The organism is Photorhabdus asymbiotica, assembly GCF_003634575.1.
Lineage (GTDB): Bacteria > Pseudomonadota > Gammaproteobacteria > Enterobacterales > Enterobacteriaceae > Photorhabdus > Photorhabdus asymbiotica.
In genome coordinates, this window is sequence record NZ_RBLJ01000003.1 from 498753 (window position 1) to 514627 (window position 15875).

The 15875-nt window shown below is 42.2% G+C and carries 14 protein-coding genes and 1 other annotated feature; of the genes, 6 read left to right on the plus strand and 8 right to left on the minus strand.

Annotated features, from left to right (window positions below; all coding sequences use genetic code 11):
- Positions 1-2: 2 nt before the first annotated feature.
- Positions 3-2462 carry a bifunctional aspartate kinase/homoserine dehydrogenase I gene (thrA, locus tag BDD30_RS14465; protein WP_041382672.1) on the minus strand — a complete coding sequence of 820 codons (2460 nt, stop codon included), beginning with the start codon at positions 2460-2462 and terminating at the stop codon, positions 3-5.
- A 25-nt stretch (positions 2463-2487) separates the two neighbouring features.
- Positions 2488-2607 (minus strand) — a sequence feature (Thr leader region).
- Between the two features lie 664 nt (positions 2608-3271).
- On the opposite strand from thrA, the gene arcA reads away from it, so the two are divergent.
- Positions 3272-3988, plus strand: a complete 717-nt coding sequence (gene arcA, locus BDD30_RS14470; protein ID WP_012776720.1) for a two-component system response regulator ArcA — start codon at positions 3272-3274, stop codon at positions 3986-3988.
- Between the two features lie 181 nt (positions 3989-4169).
- Here arcA and creA read toward each other — a convergent pair whose 3' ends face one another.
- A complete protein-coding gene (gene creA, locus BDD30_RS14480) occupies positions 4170-4655 on the minus strand; it encodes a protein CreA (RefSeq protein WP_012776719.1) in 486 nt (161 codons plus the stop codon).
- Between the two features lie 383 nt (positions 4656-5038).
- Here creA and robA point away from each other — a divergent pair, with 383 nt between their 5' ends.
- Positions 5039-5914 carry an MDR efflux pump AcrAB transcriptional activator RobA gene (robA, locus tag BDD30_RS14485; RefSeq protein WP_012776718.1) on the plus strand — a complete coding sequence of 292 codons (876 nt, stop codon included), beginning with the start codon at positions 5039-5041 and terminating at the stop codon, positions 5912-5914.
- Here robA and gpmB read toward each other — a convergent pair.
- Positions 5911-6558, minus strand: a complete 648-nt coding sequence (gene gpmB, locus BDD30_RS14490; RefSeq protein ID WP_012776717.1) for a 2,3-diphosphoglycerate-dependent phosphoglycerate mutase GpmB — start codon at positions 6556-6558, stop codon at positions 5911-5913. The two genes, robA and gpmB, sit on opposite strands and share 4 nt — an antisense overlap.
- Positions 6559-6612: 54 nt before the next feature.
- Between gpmB and yjjX the strand changes: the two genes are divergently transcribed.
- Entirely contained in the window at positions 6613-7143 is a 531-nt protein-coding gene (gene yjjX / locus BDD30_RS14495; RefSeq protein WP_012776716.1) for an inosine/xanthosine triphosphatase, read from the plus strand.
- Positions 7144-7178: 35 nt separating this feature from the next.
- Here yjjX and trpR read toward each other — a convergent pair whose 3' ends face one another.
- Positions 7179-7499, minus strand: coding sequence for a trp operon repressor (gene trpR / locus BDD30_RS14500; protein ID WP_012776715.1), 321 nt, complete (start codon positions 7497-7499; stop codon positions 7179-7181).
- 57 nt (positions 7500-7556) lie between these two features.
- On the minus strand, positions 7557-9473 hold the full coding sequence (sltY, locus tag BDD30_RS14505; RefSeq protein WP_012776714.1) for a murein transglycosylase: 1917 nt from the start codon (positions 9471-9473) through the stop codon (positions 7557-7559).
- Between the two features lie 123 nt (positions 9474-9596).
- Between sltY and BDD30_RS23630 the strand changes: the two genes are divergently transcribed.
- The 3 genes from BDD30_RS23630 to ettA all read left to right on the plus strand — a co-directional run bounded on the left by BDD30_RS23630 (position 9597) and on the right by ettA (position 11766).
- A complete protein-coding gene (locus tag BDD30_RS23630) occupies positions 9597-9752 on the plus strand; it encodes a hypothetical protein (RefSeq protein WP_170152964.1) in 156 nt (51 codons plus the stop codon).
- A gap of 201 nt (positions 9753-9953) precedes the next feature.
- Positions 9954-10082 carry a hypothetical protein gene (locus BDD30_RS24725; protein ID WP_282958040.1) on the plus strand — a complete coding sequence of 43 codons (129 nt, stop codon included), beginning with the start codon at positions 9954-9956 and terminating at the stop codon, positions 10080-10082.
- 16 nt (positions 10083-10098) lie between these two features.
- Positions 10099-11766: an energy-dependent translational throttle protein EttA gene (gene ettA, locus BDD30_RS14510; protein ID WP_012776712.1), complete on the plus strand. Its 1668-nt coding sequence runs from the start codon at positions 10099-10101 to the stop codon at positions 11764-11766.
- Between the two features lie 37 nt (positions 11767-11803).
- On the opposite strand, the gene BDD30_RS14515 is transcribed toward ettA, so the two are convergent.
- The 3 genes from BDD30_RS14515 to radA form a co-directional block, all read right to left on the minus strand.
- Positions 11804-12550 (minus strand): ABC transporter ATP-binding protein, encoded by a 747-nt coding sequence (locus tag BDD30_RS14515; RefSeq protein WP_012776711.1) that lies wholly within the window; start codon positions 12548-12550, stop codon positions 11804-11806.
- A 668-nt stretch (positions 12551-13218) separates the two neighbouring features.
- Complete coding sequence (gene nadR / locus BDD30_RS14520; protein WP_012776710.1) at positions 13219-14472, minus strand: multifunctional transcriptional regulator/nicotinamide-nucleotide adenylyltransferase/ribosylnicotinamide kinase NadR; 1254 nt, start codon at positions 14470-14472, stop codon at positions 13219-13221.
- A 12-nt stretch (positions 14473-14484) separates the two neighbouring features.
- A complete protein-coding gene (gene radA, locus BDD30_RS14525; protein WP_012776709.1) occupies positions 14485-15867 on the minus strand; it encodes a DNA repair protein RadA in 1383 nt (460 codons plus the stop codon).
- Between the last annotated feature and the right edge of the window lie 8 nt (positions 15868-15875).

Genomic DNA, 15875 nt, shown 5'->3' on the forward strand with positions numbered 1-15875 from the left:
AATTAAACTCCCTGTTTCCAGGATAAAGTACGCAGCATATCGGCAAAAACACCTGCTGCTGTAACATCATTACCGGCCCCGTAACCACGCAGTACCAACGGTATCGGCTGATAGTAACGGGTGTAGAATGCCAGCGCATTTTCGCCATTTTTGACTTTATACAGCGGGTCATTACCATCTACCGCAGTAATTTTCACTCTGCAACGACCATTCTCAATCATGCCAATATAACGTAACACTTTCCCTTGAGCTTGCGCTTCTGCTACACGCTGGTTGAAATCCTGATCAAGAGAAGGTAGACGCTCAAGGAAAGCCTCTACGTTACCGCTGTCATCAAAGGAAGCAGGTAACACCGGCTCCACATCAATATCATCCAATTCAAGCTCACGACCTGACTCACGAGCGAGAATCAACAGCTTACGGGCAACATCCATACCAGAGAGATCATCACGAGGATCTGGCTCGGTATAGCCTTTCTCTTTCGCAAGTAAAGTCGCCTGAGATAATGATATCCCTTCATCCAGCATACCGAAAATAAAGGAAAGAGAACCGGAAAGAATACCGTTAAACTGAACCAACTCATCACCCGCATTAAGCAAATTCTGTAAGTTCTCAATAACAGGCAAACCCGCTCCCACATTGGTATCATACAGGAATTTACGCTTGGATTTTTCCGCTGCTTTACGGATCTGATGGTAATAAGCCATTGATGCTGTGTTGGCTTTCTTATTCGGCGTGACTACATTAAACCCATCACTCAGAAAGCTAGCATATTGATCTGCCATTTGCTGATTAGAGGTACAATCCACTATCACTGGATTAAGCAGATGATACTCTTTCTCCAAGCGGATCAGACGACTCAGGCTAAATGGCTCTTTAACTTCTGACAAACACTGCTGCCAATTATCGAGACAAATACCTCTCATATCAGTCAGCATAGCCCGCGAATTAGCGATACCACATACCCGTAAGTCAATGTGTTTTTGTTTTAACCATGTTTGCTGGCGACGGATCTGCTCAATTAAAGCGCTACCAACACCACCGACACCGACAACAAAAACCTCGATCACTTGATCAGTGTTAAATAATATCTGATGGCATAGACGGACTGCGGTAGTAGCCGCTTCATTGTCGATAACGGCAGAAATAGAACGTTCAGAAGATCCCTGTGCAATGGCAACAATATTGATGTTACCGCGAGCAAGGGCCGAGAAAAAACGGGCAGAGATACCGCGCAAAGTGCGCATACCATCACCAACAACAGAGATAATAGAGAGATTTTCCATCACATCTAGCGGATCAAGAACACCATCCTTCAGTTCGAGATAGAATTCTTCACTCAACGCCCGACGTGCACGTTCCAATTCTCGTTGAGGCACACAGAAGCTGATGCTGTATTCTGAAGATGACTGAGTGATCAGTACAACAGAAATCCCGGCACGAGACATCACAGCAAATACCCGTGCGGCCATCCCAACCATCCCCTTCATACCAGGACCTGATACGTTGATCATCGCCATATTGCTCAGGTTGGTAATACCTTTTACCGGCGCACTTTCATCTTTCTGCCCATCACCGATAAGTGTTCCCGGTGCATCTGGATTAGCGGTATTTTTAATTAAACAAGGAATCTGAAATTGAGCAATCGGAGCGATAGTCCGAGGATGAAGCACTTTAGCCCCGAAATAAGAGAGTTCCATCGCTTCCTGATAGGACATTCCCTTTAATAAGCGTGCATCTGGCACGATTCTCGGGTCACAGGTATAGACGCCATCTACATCAGTCCAGATTTCGCAACATTCAGCACGCAAACAAGCAGCCAAAACAGCAGCAGAATAGTCAGAACCATTACGCCCTAAAACAACTAATTCTCCTTTATCATTTCCAGCAGTAAATCCCGCCATCAGAACAATATGATCACTAGGAATATTCAAAGAAGAGATACGCTTCGCAGACTCATTAATATCTACCGTAGATTCAAGGTAATGACCTTGTGCCAACAGATTTTTTACCGGATCAATCACCGTGACCTTGTGACCACGAGCCTGCAATACAGATTCCATGATAGCAATAGAGAGTTTTTCACCACGGCAAATCACAGAAGCGTTAATACTGTCCGGGCATTGGCCTAATAATGAAACACCATGCAGCACCTGTTTCAATTGAGCAAACTCTTGCTCAACCATCATTTTTAACCGCTCATAATCAAAACCGGGTTGCGCCTGTATTAGACCCTGTAGTAAATCAGCAAAAATCTGTTCAGCATCATGCATATGGGTAATAACATCTTGCCCAGCCACAGTTTTTTCGATCATCGCGACTAAATGATTAGTCATTTTTGCCGGGGCAGAAAGCACCAACGCAACCCCTCCTTGAGAAAGTTTCTTCTCAGCGATATCGGCGACACTCAGCACACGCTGGCAGTTAGCGACCGAAGTTCCTCCAAATTTAAGCACTAGCATTGACATGTTTCTCCTGATTTCGCGCCAAAAAAAAGCCCGCATCTGATTTGGATGCGGGCTTTTTTATCTATTTTATGTATGCGTCAGCCCGCCCCGCAACCTGTGGTTCCGGTGGTAATAGTAATTGTGGTTTTCAGGCTGATAGTTTGCATAAGTTCCTGTCTGTCATTTAATTAACTCGACCCTATATTGGTTAAAGTAATTTGTGCACAAAGTCAAACATTTTCTCTAAACAACCTTATGTTTTTGATATTTGCTGCATTGGAATAATTTATTTTATAGTCACCAATGCAAACAAATATATCCAATTGAATACCCTGTTTCAGTTGTTAACTCTATTTTTAACAAGATTAACAATATGTTTTGTCTTTTAGTAAAAATCAGGTATTTTTGTTCACAAGCAAGCACAAAATCGACCATTTTTTATACAGAAGTATTTTGCGTGTTAACAGAAATTTGTCATTTTCCTGCATAATACAAAGTATAAAATAACAAATATAAATAATATTAACGTGCTACAATCAATTTTGATGTACGTCAATAAAAGGTAGTTTTTTTAGATGGTAAATGCATTGCAAGCTGTTATATTGCTGTTAATAGACTAACATAATACTGTTTAACCAGTTTTTTCGGGTACATACCCCCAAAGGAAAAGCAACTTTTACTTTCAGTGTAAAGCATATCAATAAATGTTATTACTGACTTAAGCCATAATTTCAGTGATGACAAACAATAACCAGTAAATATCCTGAGATAAGAGTAGTTTGAGTCATTCTGATTTTATTTTTAAGCGATTTTAGGTAGCAACCATGCAAACCCCGCACATTTTGATTGTTGAAGACGAAATTGTCACTCGCAACACCCTAAAAAGCATTTTCGAAGCTGAAGGGTATGTTGTTTATGAAGCCACTGATGGTTCAGAAATGCATCATATTCTATCGGACAGTGACATTAACCTGGTGATTATGGATATCAATCTTCCAGGCAAAAATGGCTTGTTGCTTGCCCGCGAATTGCGCGAACAAGCGAATGTTGCTTTGATGTTCCTGACTGGCCGTGATAATGAAGTGGACAAGATCCTTGGGTTAGAAATTGGGGCAGATGATTATATCACCAAACCATTCAACCCACGTGAACTGACCATTCGTGCCCGCAACCTGCTTTCTCGCACCATGAATCTGAGTAATATCAGCGAGGAACGCCACCAGGTTGAAAGCTACAAATTCAATGGCTGGGAATTGGATATCAATAGCCGTTCTCTTATCAGCCCTGCTGGTGAGCAATATAAACTGCCACGTAGTGAATTCCGCGCCATGCTTCATTTCTGTGAAAATCCAGGCAAAATCCAGACTCGCGCAGAACTACTGAAAAAAATGACAGGCCGTGAACTGAAACCCCATGATCGTACTGTTGATGTGACAATTCGCCGTATCCGTAAGCATTTCGAATCTACCCCAGATACTATGGAGATCATTGCTACTATTCATGGTGAAGGTTATCGTTTCTGTGGTGATTTAGAAGTATGATTTGAATCATTAATAAACCTATACCCAATAGATTTCGAGTTGCAGCGCGGCGGCAAGTGAACGAATCCCCAGGGGCATAGATAACGATGTGACTGGGGTGAGTGAAAGCAGCCAACAAAGCAGTAACTTGAAGGATGAAGGGTATAAATGACAGGATGGGATACCCTCCCATCCTATTCTCTCAGTTTCCTGCAACTTTCCACGGCATAATTGGCACAGCACTAAGTGCATTCTTCGGTGAACCATCAATCATTTTGTCTGAATAAGTCAAATAAACAAGTGCATCACGGTTTGCATCATAGAAACGGACAACCTGAAGTTTTTTAAACACCAGCGAAGTTCGCTTCTGGAAAACAACCTGGCCCTTCTTGCTGCTCTTCTTAATCTTGTCTGTCAGCTCAATAGACCCAACCTGTTGGCAGGAAATAGCAGCATCAGCGGTATCTTCCGCCAGTCCTAAACCACCTTTGATTCCGCCTGTTTTTGCCCTACTTAGGTAACAAGTCACATTTTTCACATCAGGATCATCAAACGCTTCAACCACAATTTTATGATCAGGCCCGATAAATTTAAAAACAGTATCTACCGAACCAATCTCTTCAGCTTGAGTCACCAGAGGTATGAACAACAATGTGGTTGCTAAAAATATCTTTCTGATCTTTAACATATTTAATCTCATGCCTTAACCAATTCAGTGTACAACTTCACCACAGTGATACCAGATAGAATCGTAATACTATCGATAACAATAGTTACATATAAATATAATTTCACAAAGTAATGAATGAAATAATAATCTTAATAAGTATCCTATTGTAAATAGGAGACTTGTTTTACACTTAGTGCTTATATCCAGTAGAATTATTGTTGAATGCTATTCTTGTCAATAAATTGTGAACACGGACAGCACGTAGAAACCGGAACGTATATGCAATACATGAGAATGCCCATTTCGCTGACTCTACGTACTTGTTCAGAATGGCAAACAAAATAGCCTAGTGGTATAGGCTCTTATATTATTCGTTCTGGTCTTAATGACTAAGGAGATGTATGGATCAAACCAACATCATTCGTGATTTATTACGTTGGCTAGATAATCACTTAGATCAATCGTTATCACTCGACAAGGTTGCAGCCAAAGCAGGCTATTCTAAATGGCACCTGCAACGTATGTTTAAAGACGTTACCGGCCAAGCTATTGGCTCTTATATCCGCGCCAGAAGGTTATCACGGGCCGCCGTTGCTTTACGTTTAACCAGCCGCCCTATTCTGGATATTGCTTTGCAGTACCGATTTGACTCCCAACAAACTTTTACCCGTGCATTTAAAAAACAATTCAACAAAACACCAGCACTTTATCGACTCAGTGAAGAGTGGTGCGCTACAGGTATCTGTCCGCCGATATTACTGGATAAAAGGCATATTCCTGAAGCAACATACACCACACTGGAACAACAACAACTGGTTGGTATAGAGCAGTCTTGTTCCTATACGCTGGAACAATGGTCAAGTTTTTGTACTGAAATGCGCCACAATTTCTGGACATACTATCTGCAAAATGCAGAAGTGTTACCGCCAGTGCTTTATGGTCTTCACCATGCTATTCCCAATCCAGAAAAAGAAGATGAGCAGACGGTGTTCTACACCACAGCAGTAGAACCCAAATATGCACAGTTTGATGTAGCAGGCAGCCAACCCGTTACATTACCGGCTGGAGAGTATGTCTCATTCAGTTACTATGGCACCAAAGAAGGCTTACAGGATTTCCTGTTCACCGTCTATGGTATTTGCCTGCCAATACTGAATTTAACCCGCAGAAAAGGATACGATATCGAACGTTATTATCTCACTAATACAAATTATAGAGACAAGGAAGCGGAGAATCATATCGTCGAATTTCAATATCTCATCCCTATCCTAAGTTAACGTTGTAATTCATCCAAAGCAGGCGTATCCAGATGTGTGATATCGCCTGCCGTTTCTACAATCCAACCAGATGCCAGCCACGGGCTGCTTTGGTAATCCACTCTGGACAAAGAACAATTACGCAAACGAAGACGACGTTCAGCATGTGCTGGTAATCCTAATATTGTACCAACTAAACATCCCAGAGCGATTCCATGACTGACTAATAGCGGTCGACTACCATTAGGCAGATTACGGCAGCTTTCCAGCGCGGCTCGCATACGCACAGCTAATTCATCCATAGATTCACCTTCAGGGATACGCCCACCAGGTGTACCATCGAGCACTTTCTTACGCCAGCTTTCCTCTTCAGAGGTCAGTGAATCAATATTTCTGCGCTCAAGCACCCCCATATTCAATTCACGTAAACGTGGCTCCAAGATAATTTCACAATCACAAACCTCCGCAATGATTTCTGCGGTACGTCGTGTACGTCCAAGATCACTGGTAATAATATGAGTAATACTTTCAGATTTTACTCTTTGCGCCACTAATCTGGCCTGATATTCGCCTGTTTCAGTTAAAGGGCTGTCAGATTGTCCCTGAATACGACGCTCCGCATTCCATTCGGATTCCCCATGGCGAACAAGATATACCTGTAACATTTTCATTTTCCGTTATACTGCGTAAATATTAGTTCAAAGGATAACTTATTTATTATGTATCACGTTATTGCTGCAACCACCAACCCCGCCAAAATTAAGGCTATTAGTCTCGCATTTGACGATGTCTTTGGGCCAGGTACATACCGGATTGAAGATATCAACGTAGACAGCAGTGTCCCACAGCAACCCATTGGTAACGCAGAAACCCGCACCGGTGCCCGTCAGCGTGTGATGGCAGCCAGACAAGTTCGCCCTGAAGCAGATTTTTGGGTTGGAGTGGAAGCGGGTATTGAAGATGATATGACGTTCGCCTGGATGGTCGTAGAATATCAGCAAATTCGTGGAGAATCTCGCTCAGCCAGTCTGATGCTACCAGAAAAAGTTCTTAATGGTATTCGTGAAGGCAGGGAATTAGGCCATGAAATGACTTATCTTACAGGCATTGATAACATCAAGTGGAAAGGTGGTGCCATTGGCTTTTTCACCAATGGTATCCTGACTCGTACCAGCGTATACCACCAAGCTCTAATACTCGCTTTAGTACCTGTACATCATGAAATTTATAAAGAACTGGATGCCCGTTAAACAAACATTCATCATGGGCCGCAACCGGCGGCCTATTATTTCAACAATTGTTCTTCTAACCAAGCTTTCACATCGTCTGGCGCGGATTTTAGACTATTAGAACCGCGTGTGATAGTCGCAATTCCAACCCCAAGTTCATTTTTCAGCTCACGTTGGCTCATTTGCCCGCTCATTAATTCCTGGATAATTCGAACCCTCGTAGCCAACGCTGTGCGTTCATCCGGTGTTAGTAATAACTGCAAAACCGGATGCTGTAGATTTTGTGTAAAAGCCTGTTGGAGTAACGTTACAAAGCGTTGCCAGTCTTCATTATTTTGTGGCGAAAGTGCCGGATCTGTCAGATGATTTGGAGTCATAATCAATTATTTCATACTATTTAACTAGTACATCAGCATAACATAGTTTGCCATAAATCAGTAACGCCTTTGCCATTCTGCGTTAGTCAATACATCTGATAACTTACCCATGAAATTACTGTAGAAAACATCATAAGCCAAAACATTTTTGACATAATTACGGGTTTCGGAAAACGGAATACTTTCAATAAAGGCTATCGCATCTAACCGTCCACCACTGTTAGATAACCAGCGATCTACACGAGTTGGGCCCGCATTATAAGCGGCGCTGGCAAGTATCCGATTATTTCCAAAACGTTGATAGACAGACTCAAGATAAGCGGTACCAATTTCGATATTAGTCAATGGGTTTATAAGTTGGCTACTGTTTATATATCCCTGAATACCATTTTGTTTAACCGTATCTTCCGCAGTGTCCGGCATCACCTGCATCAAACCAACTGCACCGACAGGAGAACTCACTTGCGGGTTCCAAGCGCTTTCCTGACGAGCTATCGCCATCGCATAACTCTGAGAAATCCCTTTATCTGAAGTAAAGTGGTTGAATTCCTGCCGCCACGCTAATGGAAAACGTTCTTCGAGATGATCCCACATTTTTCCGGTTATTGTCGCTTGCACACTAAGGGCAGCCCATTTCTGATCAAAAGCATAACGTGCAAGTTGTTCTTGTTTTAATTTATCTTGGCTAGCGACCAGATAACTCCACTCAATACGGGCAAGATTATCCATTTGCCAATACATCAGTTCCCTTACCCTTCGCACTTCGGGTATTGAAGCAATCGTCGCATCTGGTTTCTTTGCTGTATTAATGATTAATGAATAACTGATATTCAATTTTTGCGCAGCAACCATTGGATAAAAACCACGACCTTCTGTCAACTTACGCAATATTGCCTCACCTGCGCTTTTCTTACCCTGTGCCAATAAAATACTAGCGCGCCAATAACGCCACTGATCTTTATTCTGGATCTCTAACGGTAATAATTTGATCCACTGTTCCAGACCACGCTCATCTGCGTTACCCAATGCCAAACGAACGCGTCGCTCAAGTAGTGAAACAGATTGGGTATCGCGGATCACATCATCACGCCACTTTTCCTGCTCATAAGTCACATCGCCCATCAACTGCCATGCAACAATCTCTTTCAACCTCTGGTGCTCACTTTCATTCATCTTTTGCACTTTGGCAATTGATGGAATGATCGCTCTTGCCTGATCTGGCTCTTGACGGGCAAGGCGAGAAAAAGCGGCTATGGTAGCTGCGCGTGTAAAATCAGTCGTCCCAGTATTACTAGCAAAATCTAATACGGTAGCAGGATCATCTTGCAATTTGATCAGACCATCACTGATACGTTTGTATCCTAGTGGTAATCGCTTAGCGAGGTAGCTGACCAGAGAAGTATTCCCCGCTTTCAATGCAAGATTAATGCGCTGTAATATCAGTTCTGCTGATAAATAACCAGCCTGCTGCCAGATATCCAATAATTTATTGCAACTGGCTGGTAAAGAGTGACCATTTAACCAAATATCTTTCGCTCCCTGCCAAGCAGCCGACTTCTCACTTGTAGCCCATTTAGCAAAATAATAATTACAACGGGCCGTAATAGATTTTGGCACCGTAGAGCTGAAAGCCAGCACACCACTCCAATCCTCACGACGGGCAAGTTCATTGATAAAACGGGATGATAGGGAACGTGCAGGTGGCAAATTAGGATAACTATCAATAAAGTCACGTATCTGTTTTGATGTCACAAGAGCGAGATCATGAGTTAATTCTCGATATTCCAGGTAAGGATAAAGCGGATAGTCTTTCAATGTTGGCATCAATCTCGCCACTTCCGCCATATCGCTAGCATCCCACGCTTGCTTAATCTGCTGATATCTTTGCCGCTGGTCATTCAGAGAATCAGCGTTTGCTGTTACAGATACAAAAACCAATCCTACAGCCATCGCAAGGTGTTGCCATTTAGCCATTACCACAGACTCCTCCCGGAGATCAAATTGAACAGATTAATATTTGCACACATATATACCCTATGGATTTCAAGATGCATCGCGACGGCAAGGGAGCGAATCCCCGGGAGCATAGCGAACTATGTGACCGGAGTGAGTGAGTGCAGCCAACAAAGAGGCAACTTGAAAGATAACGGGTATAAACATCATAATAATGTGATTACCACTAATTACCACACTAATTTATCACATTATAAAATATTTAACCGAATATCCAATAAAGGTAAGTTTTTTATCTAAATAAATTAATCATGCTTAATAAACTCAGCCCTGAGTCATGTTATTCCAGCAATCGGGTTATAGAGTTTATTAACTTAAATCGGGTAAACTACGACAAATCATGTTCAGATGAGCATAAATAACCTAACTTGATATACCCTATGGATTTCAAGATGCATCGCGACGGCAAGGGAGCGAATCCCCGGGAGCATAGATAACTATGTGACCGGGGTGAGTGAGTGCAGCCAACAAAGAGGCAACTTGAGAGATAACGGGTATATAATCAAATACCAATACGTCCTGTCCATGCGACTTACTTCGCAAAGCAGGCATTATAACAATCAGAGATAGCGAGGCTCATAGCAACGTGGCTCAATATGTTTACTCTATGCATCGGGTCGGTAAAATTGTTCCCCCGAAACGTCATATTCTGAAAAATATCTCCCTGAGTTTCTTCCCGGGAGCAAAAATTGGTGTCCTTGGTCTCAACGGTGCAGGTAAATCCACCTTATTGCGTATTATGGCCGGTATTGACAAAGACATCGAAGGGGAAGCCCGCCCTCAGCCGGGAATTAAAATTGGTTATCTACCACAGGAGCCAAAATTAAACCTTGAGCACACAGTGCGCGAAGCGGTGGAAGAAGCGGTCAGTGAGGTGAAACATGCACTAACACGTTTGGATGAAGTCTACGCAGCCTATGCCGACCCTGATGCTGATTTTGATAAACTGGCTAAAGAACAAGGTGAACTGGAAGCGATTATTCAGTCACACGATGGCCATAACCTTGATAATCAGCTTGAACGTGCAGCTGATGCATTACGTCTGCCACCATGGGATGCAAAAATTGAGCATCTATCCGGAGGTGAACGCCGCCGCGTAGCAATCTGCCGTTTACTGCTAGAAAAACCAGATATGCTGCTGCTGGACGAGCCAACTAACCACCTCGATGCCGAATCTGTCGCTTGGCTGGAACGTTTCCTGCATGATTATGAAGGCACTGTTGTTGCCATTACCCACGACCGTTACTTCCTTGATAACGTTGCCGGCTGGATTCTGGAACTTGACCGTGGTGAAGGTATCCCATGGGAAGGTAACTACTCTTCATGGCTGGAACAAAAAGATGCTCGCCTAGCTCAGGAAGCATCAACAGAAGCTGCCCGCCGTAAATCTATCGAGAAAGAATTAGAATGGGTTCGCCAAAATCCAAAAGGCCGTCAAGCGAAAGGTAAAGCACGTTTGGCCCGTTTTGAAGAATTAAATAGCGTTGAATATCAGAAACGTAACGAAACCAGCGAACTGTTTATCCCACCTGGATCACGCTTGGGTGACAAAGTTCTGGAAGTAGAAAATTTGACTAAATCCTATGGCGACCGGGTTCTTATCGATAATCTGAGCTTTTCCCTACCCAAAGGAGCTATTGTCGGGATTATTGGGCCTAACGGTGCCGGTAAATCCACCCTGTTCCGTATGCTTTCTAACCAAGAACAACCTGATTCCGGCACTATCACGTTAGGAGAAACTGTCAAACTGGCTTCTGTCGATCAATTCCGTGACAATATGGATGATAAGAAAACCGTCTGGGAAGAGATTTCCGGCGGTCAAGACATCATGCGTATTGGTAACTTTGAACTCCCAAGTCGCGCTTATGTTGGTCGTTTCAACTTCAAAGGTGTTGATCAGGGTAAACGTGTCGGTGAACTGTCTGGCGGTGAAAGAGGCCGTCTGCATTTGGCTAAGCTACTGCAAGTTGGCGGTAATATGCTGCTGCTCGACGAACCAACCAACGATCTGGACATTGAAACTTTGCGCGCACTAGAAAACGCCCTGCTAGAATTCCCAGGTTGTGCAATGGTTATCTCCCATGACCGCTGGTTCCTTGACCGTATCGCAACTCACATCATTGATTACCAAGATGAAGGTAAAGTGACTTTCTTTGAAGGCAACTTCAGTGAATACGAAGATTATAAGAAGCGGACTCTGGGAGCAGAAGCGCTAGAGCCGCATCGCATTAAATACAAAAAAATTAGTAAATAATCATATTAAAAACGGCCTGACAACAGGCCGTTTTCCTCTAATTATCCTCATATAAGCTCATAGTTTTATTCATGATGCTATATGTAAAATGCGTATCATGGATAATTTTCCCTTCTTTCAAAGTAATAATACGATCTGCATGCTTAATAAGCCTATTATCCTGCGAAGCTACAACAACAGTTCCCCTTTGATGACGGGCAATAAAGCTTAAGATATCAATGGCTGTTTGGCAGTCATATTTATCAAGATAACAAGTTGGCTCGTCAGTAAACAAATACCGGGGACTATTCACAATTGCTCTGGCTATTGCTACCCGTTGTCTTTCACTATCACGCAATTCCTTGGGATATACATCTTTCTTATGTTTCAGACCAACAATATTGAGTGCCTTAGTTGCTTTGGCTATCGACTCCTGACAAGAGGTCATGATTCCACAGGATAAGGACAATAGCAAATTATCCAAGACCGTGAGTTCATTAGATAAATTAATTCTTTGAAAAATAAAACCACAATTTATCGAATGAAATCTATCTAATTCACAGTTATTCAGTTTACCCAACTCATGCTCAGCAATTAATATTTTTCCTCTGTCGAGATGCAACAACCCAGAAATCATTGCCAGCAAAGTACTTTTTCCTGAACCGAGATCCCCAGTAATCAAAGTAAATTCACCTGGAAAAATAGAAAGAGTGATGTCTGAAATCATTTTCTGGTTAGTTTTACTGTTAGAAAAACCATATGAAATATCAATGGCTTCAATCGTAGCGATTTGATTCAAATTCATTATCTCAGCATATATAGTGTAAGAAATCTGGCATTATCAGTAACACTTACAGCCAGAACAATCCGTAAAAATACAGATATTCATCATTATAAGATTACACAAACGAGGGAAAATCATATAAGAAATATCTTAATTAAAAGTATATCAATATTTCTACCAGTGACTATTTCAAATGGCTACCTGTATGCTAAAATCAAAATTTTACTAAACAAGATCAACCCTTTCCTATCAGCCATTCATTAACGGAAGACCATTATTTGGTTAGTTCAAATACAAAAATAACATCAGATAAATAATTTTTTATAGATAAAAACACCCTAATATCATAACAACAGGTTAAGGTTAATATTTAATTTTCATAATAACAATGGAGCACGAAACATTAAAATATTTAATACAAAAATCAACCTTATCTTATTTTCCAATAAATCATAAAGAGAAAAATTTTATTTATAAATCAACAGGGAAGTATTTAATTATTAATTTTGTTTTTATTCAAGGAATAAATAATCAATAGAAGTATCAAAAATATTAATGGCCATTATATATTTTATTACTTATAGAAATAAAAATATCCAACCACAATTCACATCGTAGTTAGATATATATCGAATATATTTATTAATTTATCATATAAAATATTATATATGAATCTAATTATAAACGATTCAACTGATATTACGTTTAGGGTTAGGGTTAGCCGCTAAAAGTTGCTGAATCAGTTCAATACAACGCAAAAAACGTTGCTCATAATCCGGTGAATCCACATTAACATACTCAATATTATTATTTTTTAGCATATACTCCAGCAATTGCTGGAACTCTTTACGATCCTGATCGCTACCAAGACTACGCAGACCATCAGCGATCCAAGGTGTATTATTTTCTAGTAGAATGACCAGATCAAATCGGTATTCATCAATCAATGCCTGAACAAATGGGTGTTCACGTCCTTCATATCGCTTACAGAACGCTTGGGTAGTCACAAAATCAGTATCCACAAATGTAACTTTATTCGCATATTTTATTGCAAAATCAATATACTGTGCCTGCCCTAATGCAATCTTATCATAGTCTGAATATTGCAACGCCATCTCATCACCACCCAGATGAGAGAAAACATAATCACGACCATATTCCCAAGCACTAGTCGTATTAAAAATATTTGCTAATTTGTTAACCAACGTGGATTTACCACTGGATTCTCCACCAAGAATAGCGACAGTACGAACAAAGAAAGGTTTTACTTCCGTAGGAATATATTCCCAATGACGGAATGGATCTTGACGAATCTGTCGACCGCTGATCTTCATAAAGGATCGCTGTGGATCGATAAGGACAGTCTCAATTCCCAATTGTTCTTTATATCGCGAAGCATCCTGAGTTTCACTGGAATAAATATAACTTGGATTAATCCCCTTATTCGACATAAAGGCTTTCATGCCCTTGCTCCACACATCCCAACCATGCGGATATGGCTCAATTCCCTGTTCATCAAAAGAATGAATATGAATATTTTTCTGATACTTAAATGTCTGAAGCAACCAGCGCAGACGATCACTGACTGTCGGTTGCTGAGACATGGAACTGTTCACAAACAGCTCTCTATCTCTCGGTTCATCATGGCAAAGGATGACATGTAGCTCATCGACCTGACTATAAGCCCGTTGAATCAGATAAATATGCCCGGTATGCAATGGATAGAACTTGCCGAATATGACTCCAACGGTCTTATTCTGCACAGGATATTGCAATCCCAGATAGTTGTGGAGAGAAGCCAATTTTTGGGCACTGGGACTTTTGATCTTATTATTAATTAACTGGCTGAGATAACCTTTGGTCATACCACTTACATCAGCAACTTGCTGCAACGTACAACCCGTTTGTTTAATCGCTTGTTTAAGGTAGTCAAATTGACCCATATCTCCCCCCGTTCAATCAAGATCGTCCATAACAGATAAAGCATCTGCCAGCTTTTTCACACCGAACACTTTCATCCCCGGCAACTCTTTTTTCGGCATATTGGCATAAGGGACTATCGCCCGTTTAAAACCATGTTTAGCCGCTTCTGATATTCGCTCCTGACCACTGGGTACAGGACGGATTTCACCAGCCAGCCCCACCTCACCAAATACAACCAAATCACGGGGCAAAGGCCGATCCCGAAAACTGGAGACTAAAGAGAGAAGTAAAGCGAGGTCTGCACTGGTTTCCGCTACCTTAACCCCACCAACCACATTGACAAACACATCCTGATCAGACATTTGCAAACCACCATGACGATGAAGAACCGCCAACAAGATAGCCAATCGGTTTTGTTCCAAACCAACAGCCACCCGCCGCGGATTCGTCATCATCGAATGATCCACCAGCGCTTGAATTTCCACCAACAGAGGACGGGTACCTTCCCATACCACCATGACAGAACTGCCAGCTGTCACTTCATCACCACGACTAAGGAAAATCGCTGACGGATTACTCACTTCGCGCAACCCCTGCTCTGTCATAGCGAACACGCCAAGCTCATTGACAGCACCAAACCGGTTTTTATGGCTGCGTAGAGTACGGAAACGGGAATCAGCTTCACCATCAAGCATCACTGAACAGTCAATACAATGCTCCAACACTTTTGGGCCGGCCAGTGAACCATCTTTGGTTACATGACCCACCATAATGATGGCAATACTACGGGTTTTAGCGAACCGAGTAAGATAAGCGGCGGTTTCCCTGACCTGAGCGACACTTCCAGGAGAAGACTGAATATCCGCCATATGCATCACTTGAATGGAGTCAATTACCATCAGTTTTGGCTGCTCCTGCTCTGCAATCAGGCAGATCTGCTCAATGCTCGTTTCTGACAGCATATTCAGATTATCAACCGGCAATCCCAACCGGTAAGCACGCATCGCAACCTGTTGTAACGACTCTTCTCCCGTGACATATAACGTTTTCATCTGCACGGACAGTTGACACATTGTCTGCAACAGTAAGGTACTTTTTCCAGCGCCCGGGTTACCACCAATCAGAATGGCACTACCGGGCACAACACCACCACCCAGAACCCGGTCAAATTCTTTGAATCCAGTGGAAAAACGCGGAAGTTCTTCCAGACTAATCTCTGATAATTTTTGAACCCTGCTGACCCCCGCATCTCCCGCATAACCACTGAATCTGTCACTACGAGAGGAAGGTACGGCGGCTAAACGCACCTCAGTAATGGTATTCCAAGCATGGCATGCACTACATTGTCCCTGCCAACGCGGATAATCCGCCCCACACTCATTACAGACAAATGCTCGTTTTGCTGCTTTCGCCACTCTGTACT

Excerpts from the sequence above, each read along its gene's own strand:
- thrA (WP_041382672.1), bottom strand. The coding sequence starts at position 2,462 with ATGCTAGTGCTTAAATTTGGAGGAACTTCGGTCGCTAACTGCCAGCGT.
- arcA (WP_012776720.1), top strand. The coding sequence starts at position 3,272 with ATGCAAACCCCGCACATTTTGATTGTTGAAGACGAAATTGTCACTCGC.
- creA (WP_012776719.1), bottom strand. The coding sequence starts at position 4,655 with ATGTTAAAGATCAGAAAGATATTTTTAGCAACCACATTGTTGTTCATA.
- robA (WP_012776718.1), top strand. The coding sequence starts at position 5,039 with ATGGATCAAACCAACATCATTCGTGATTTATTACGTTGGCTAGATAAT.
- gpmB (WP_012776717.1), bottom strand. The coding sequence starts at position 6,558 with ATGTTACAGGTATATCTTGTTCGCCATGGGGAATCCGAATGGAATGCG.
- yjjX (WP_012776716.1), top strand. The coding sequence starts at position 6,613 with ATGTATCACGTTATTGCTGCAACCACCAACCCCGCCAAAATTAAGGCT.
- trpR (WP_012776715.1), bottom strand. The coding sequence starts at position 7,499 with ATGACTCCAAATCATCTGACAGATCCGGCACTTTCGCCACAAAATAAT.
- sltY (WP_012776714.1), bottom strand. The coding sequence starts at position 9,473 with ATGGCTAAATGGCAACACCTTGCGATGGCTGTAGGATTGGTTTTTGTA.
- BDD30_RS14515 (WP_012776711.1), bottom strand. The coding sequence starts at position 12,550 with ATGAATTTGAATCAAATCGCTACGATTGAAGCCATTGATATTTCATAT.
- nadR (WP_012776710.1), bottom strand. The coding sequence starts at position 14,472 with ATGGGTCAATTTGACTACCTTAAACAAGCGATTAAACAAACGGGTTGT.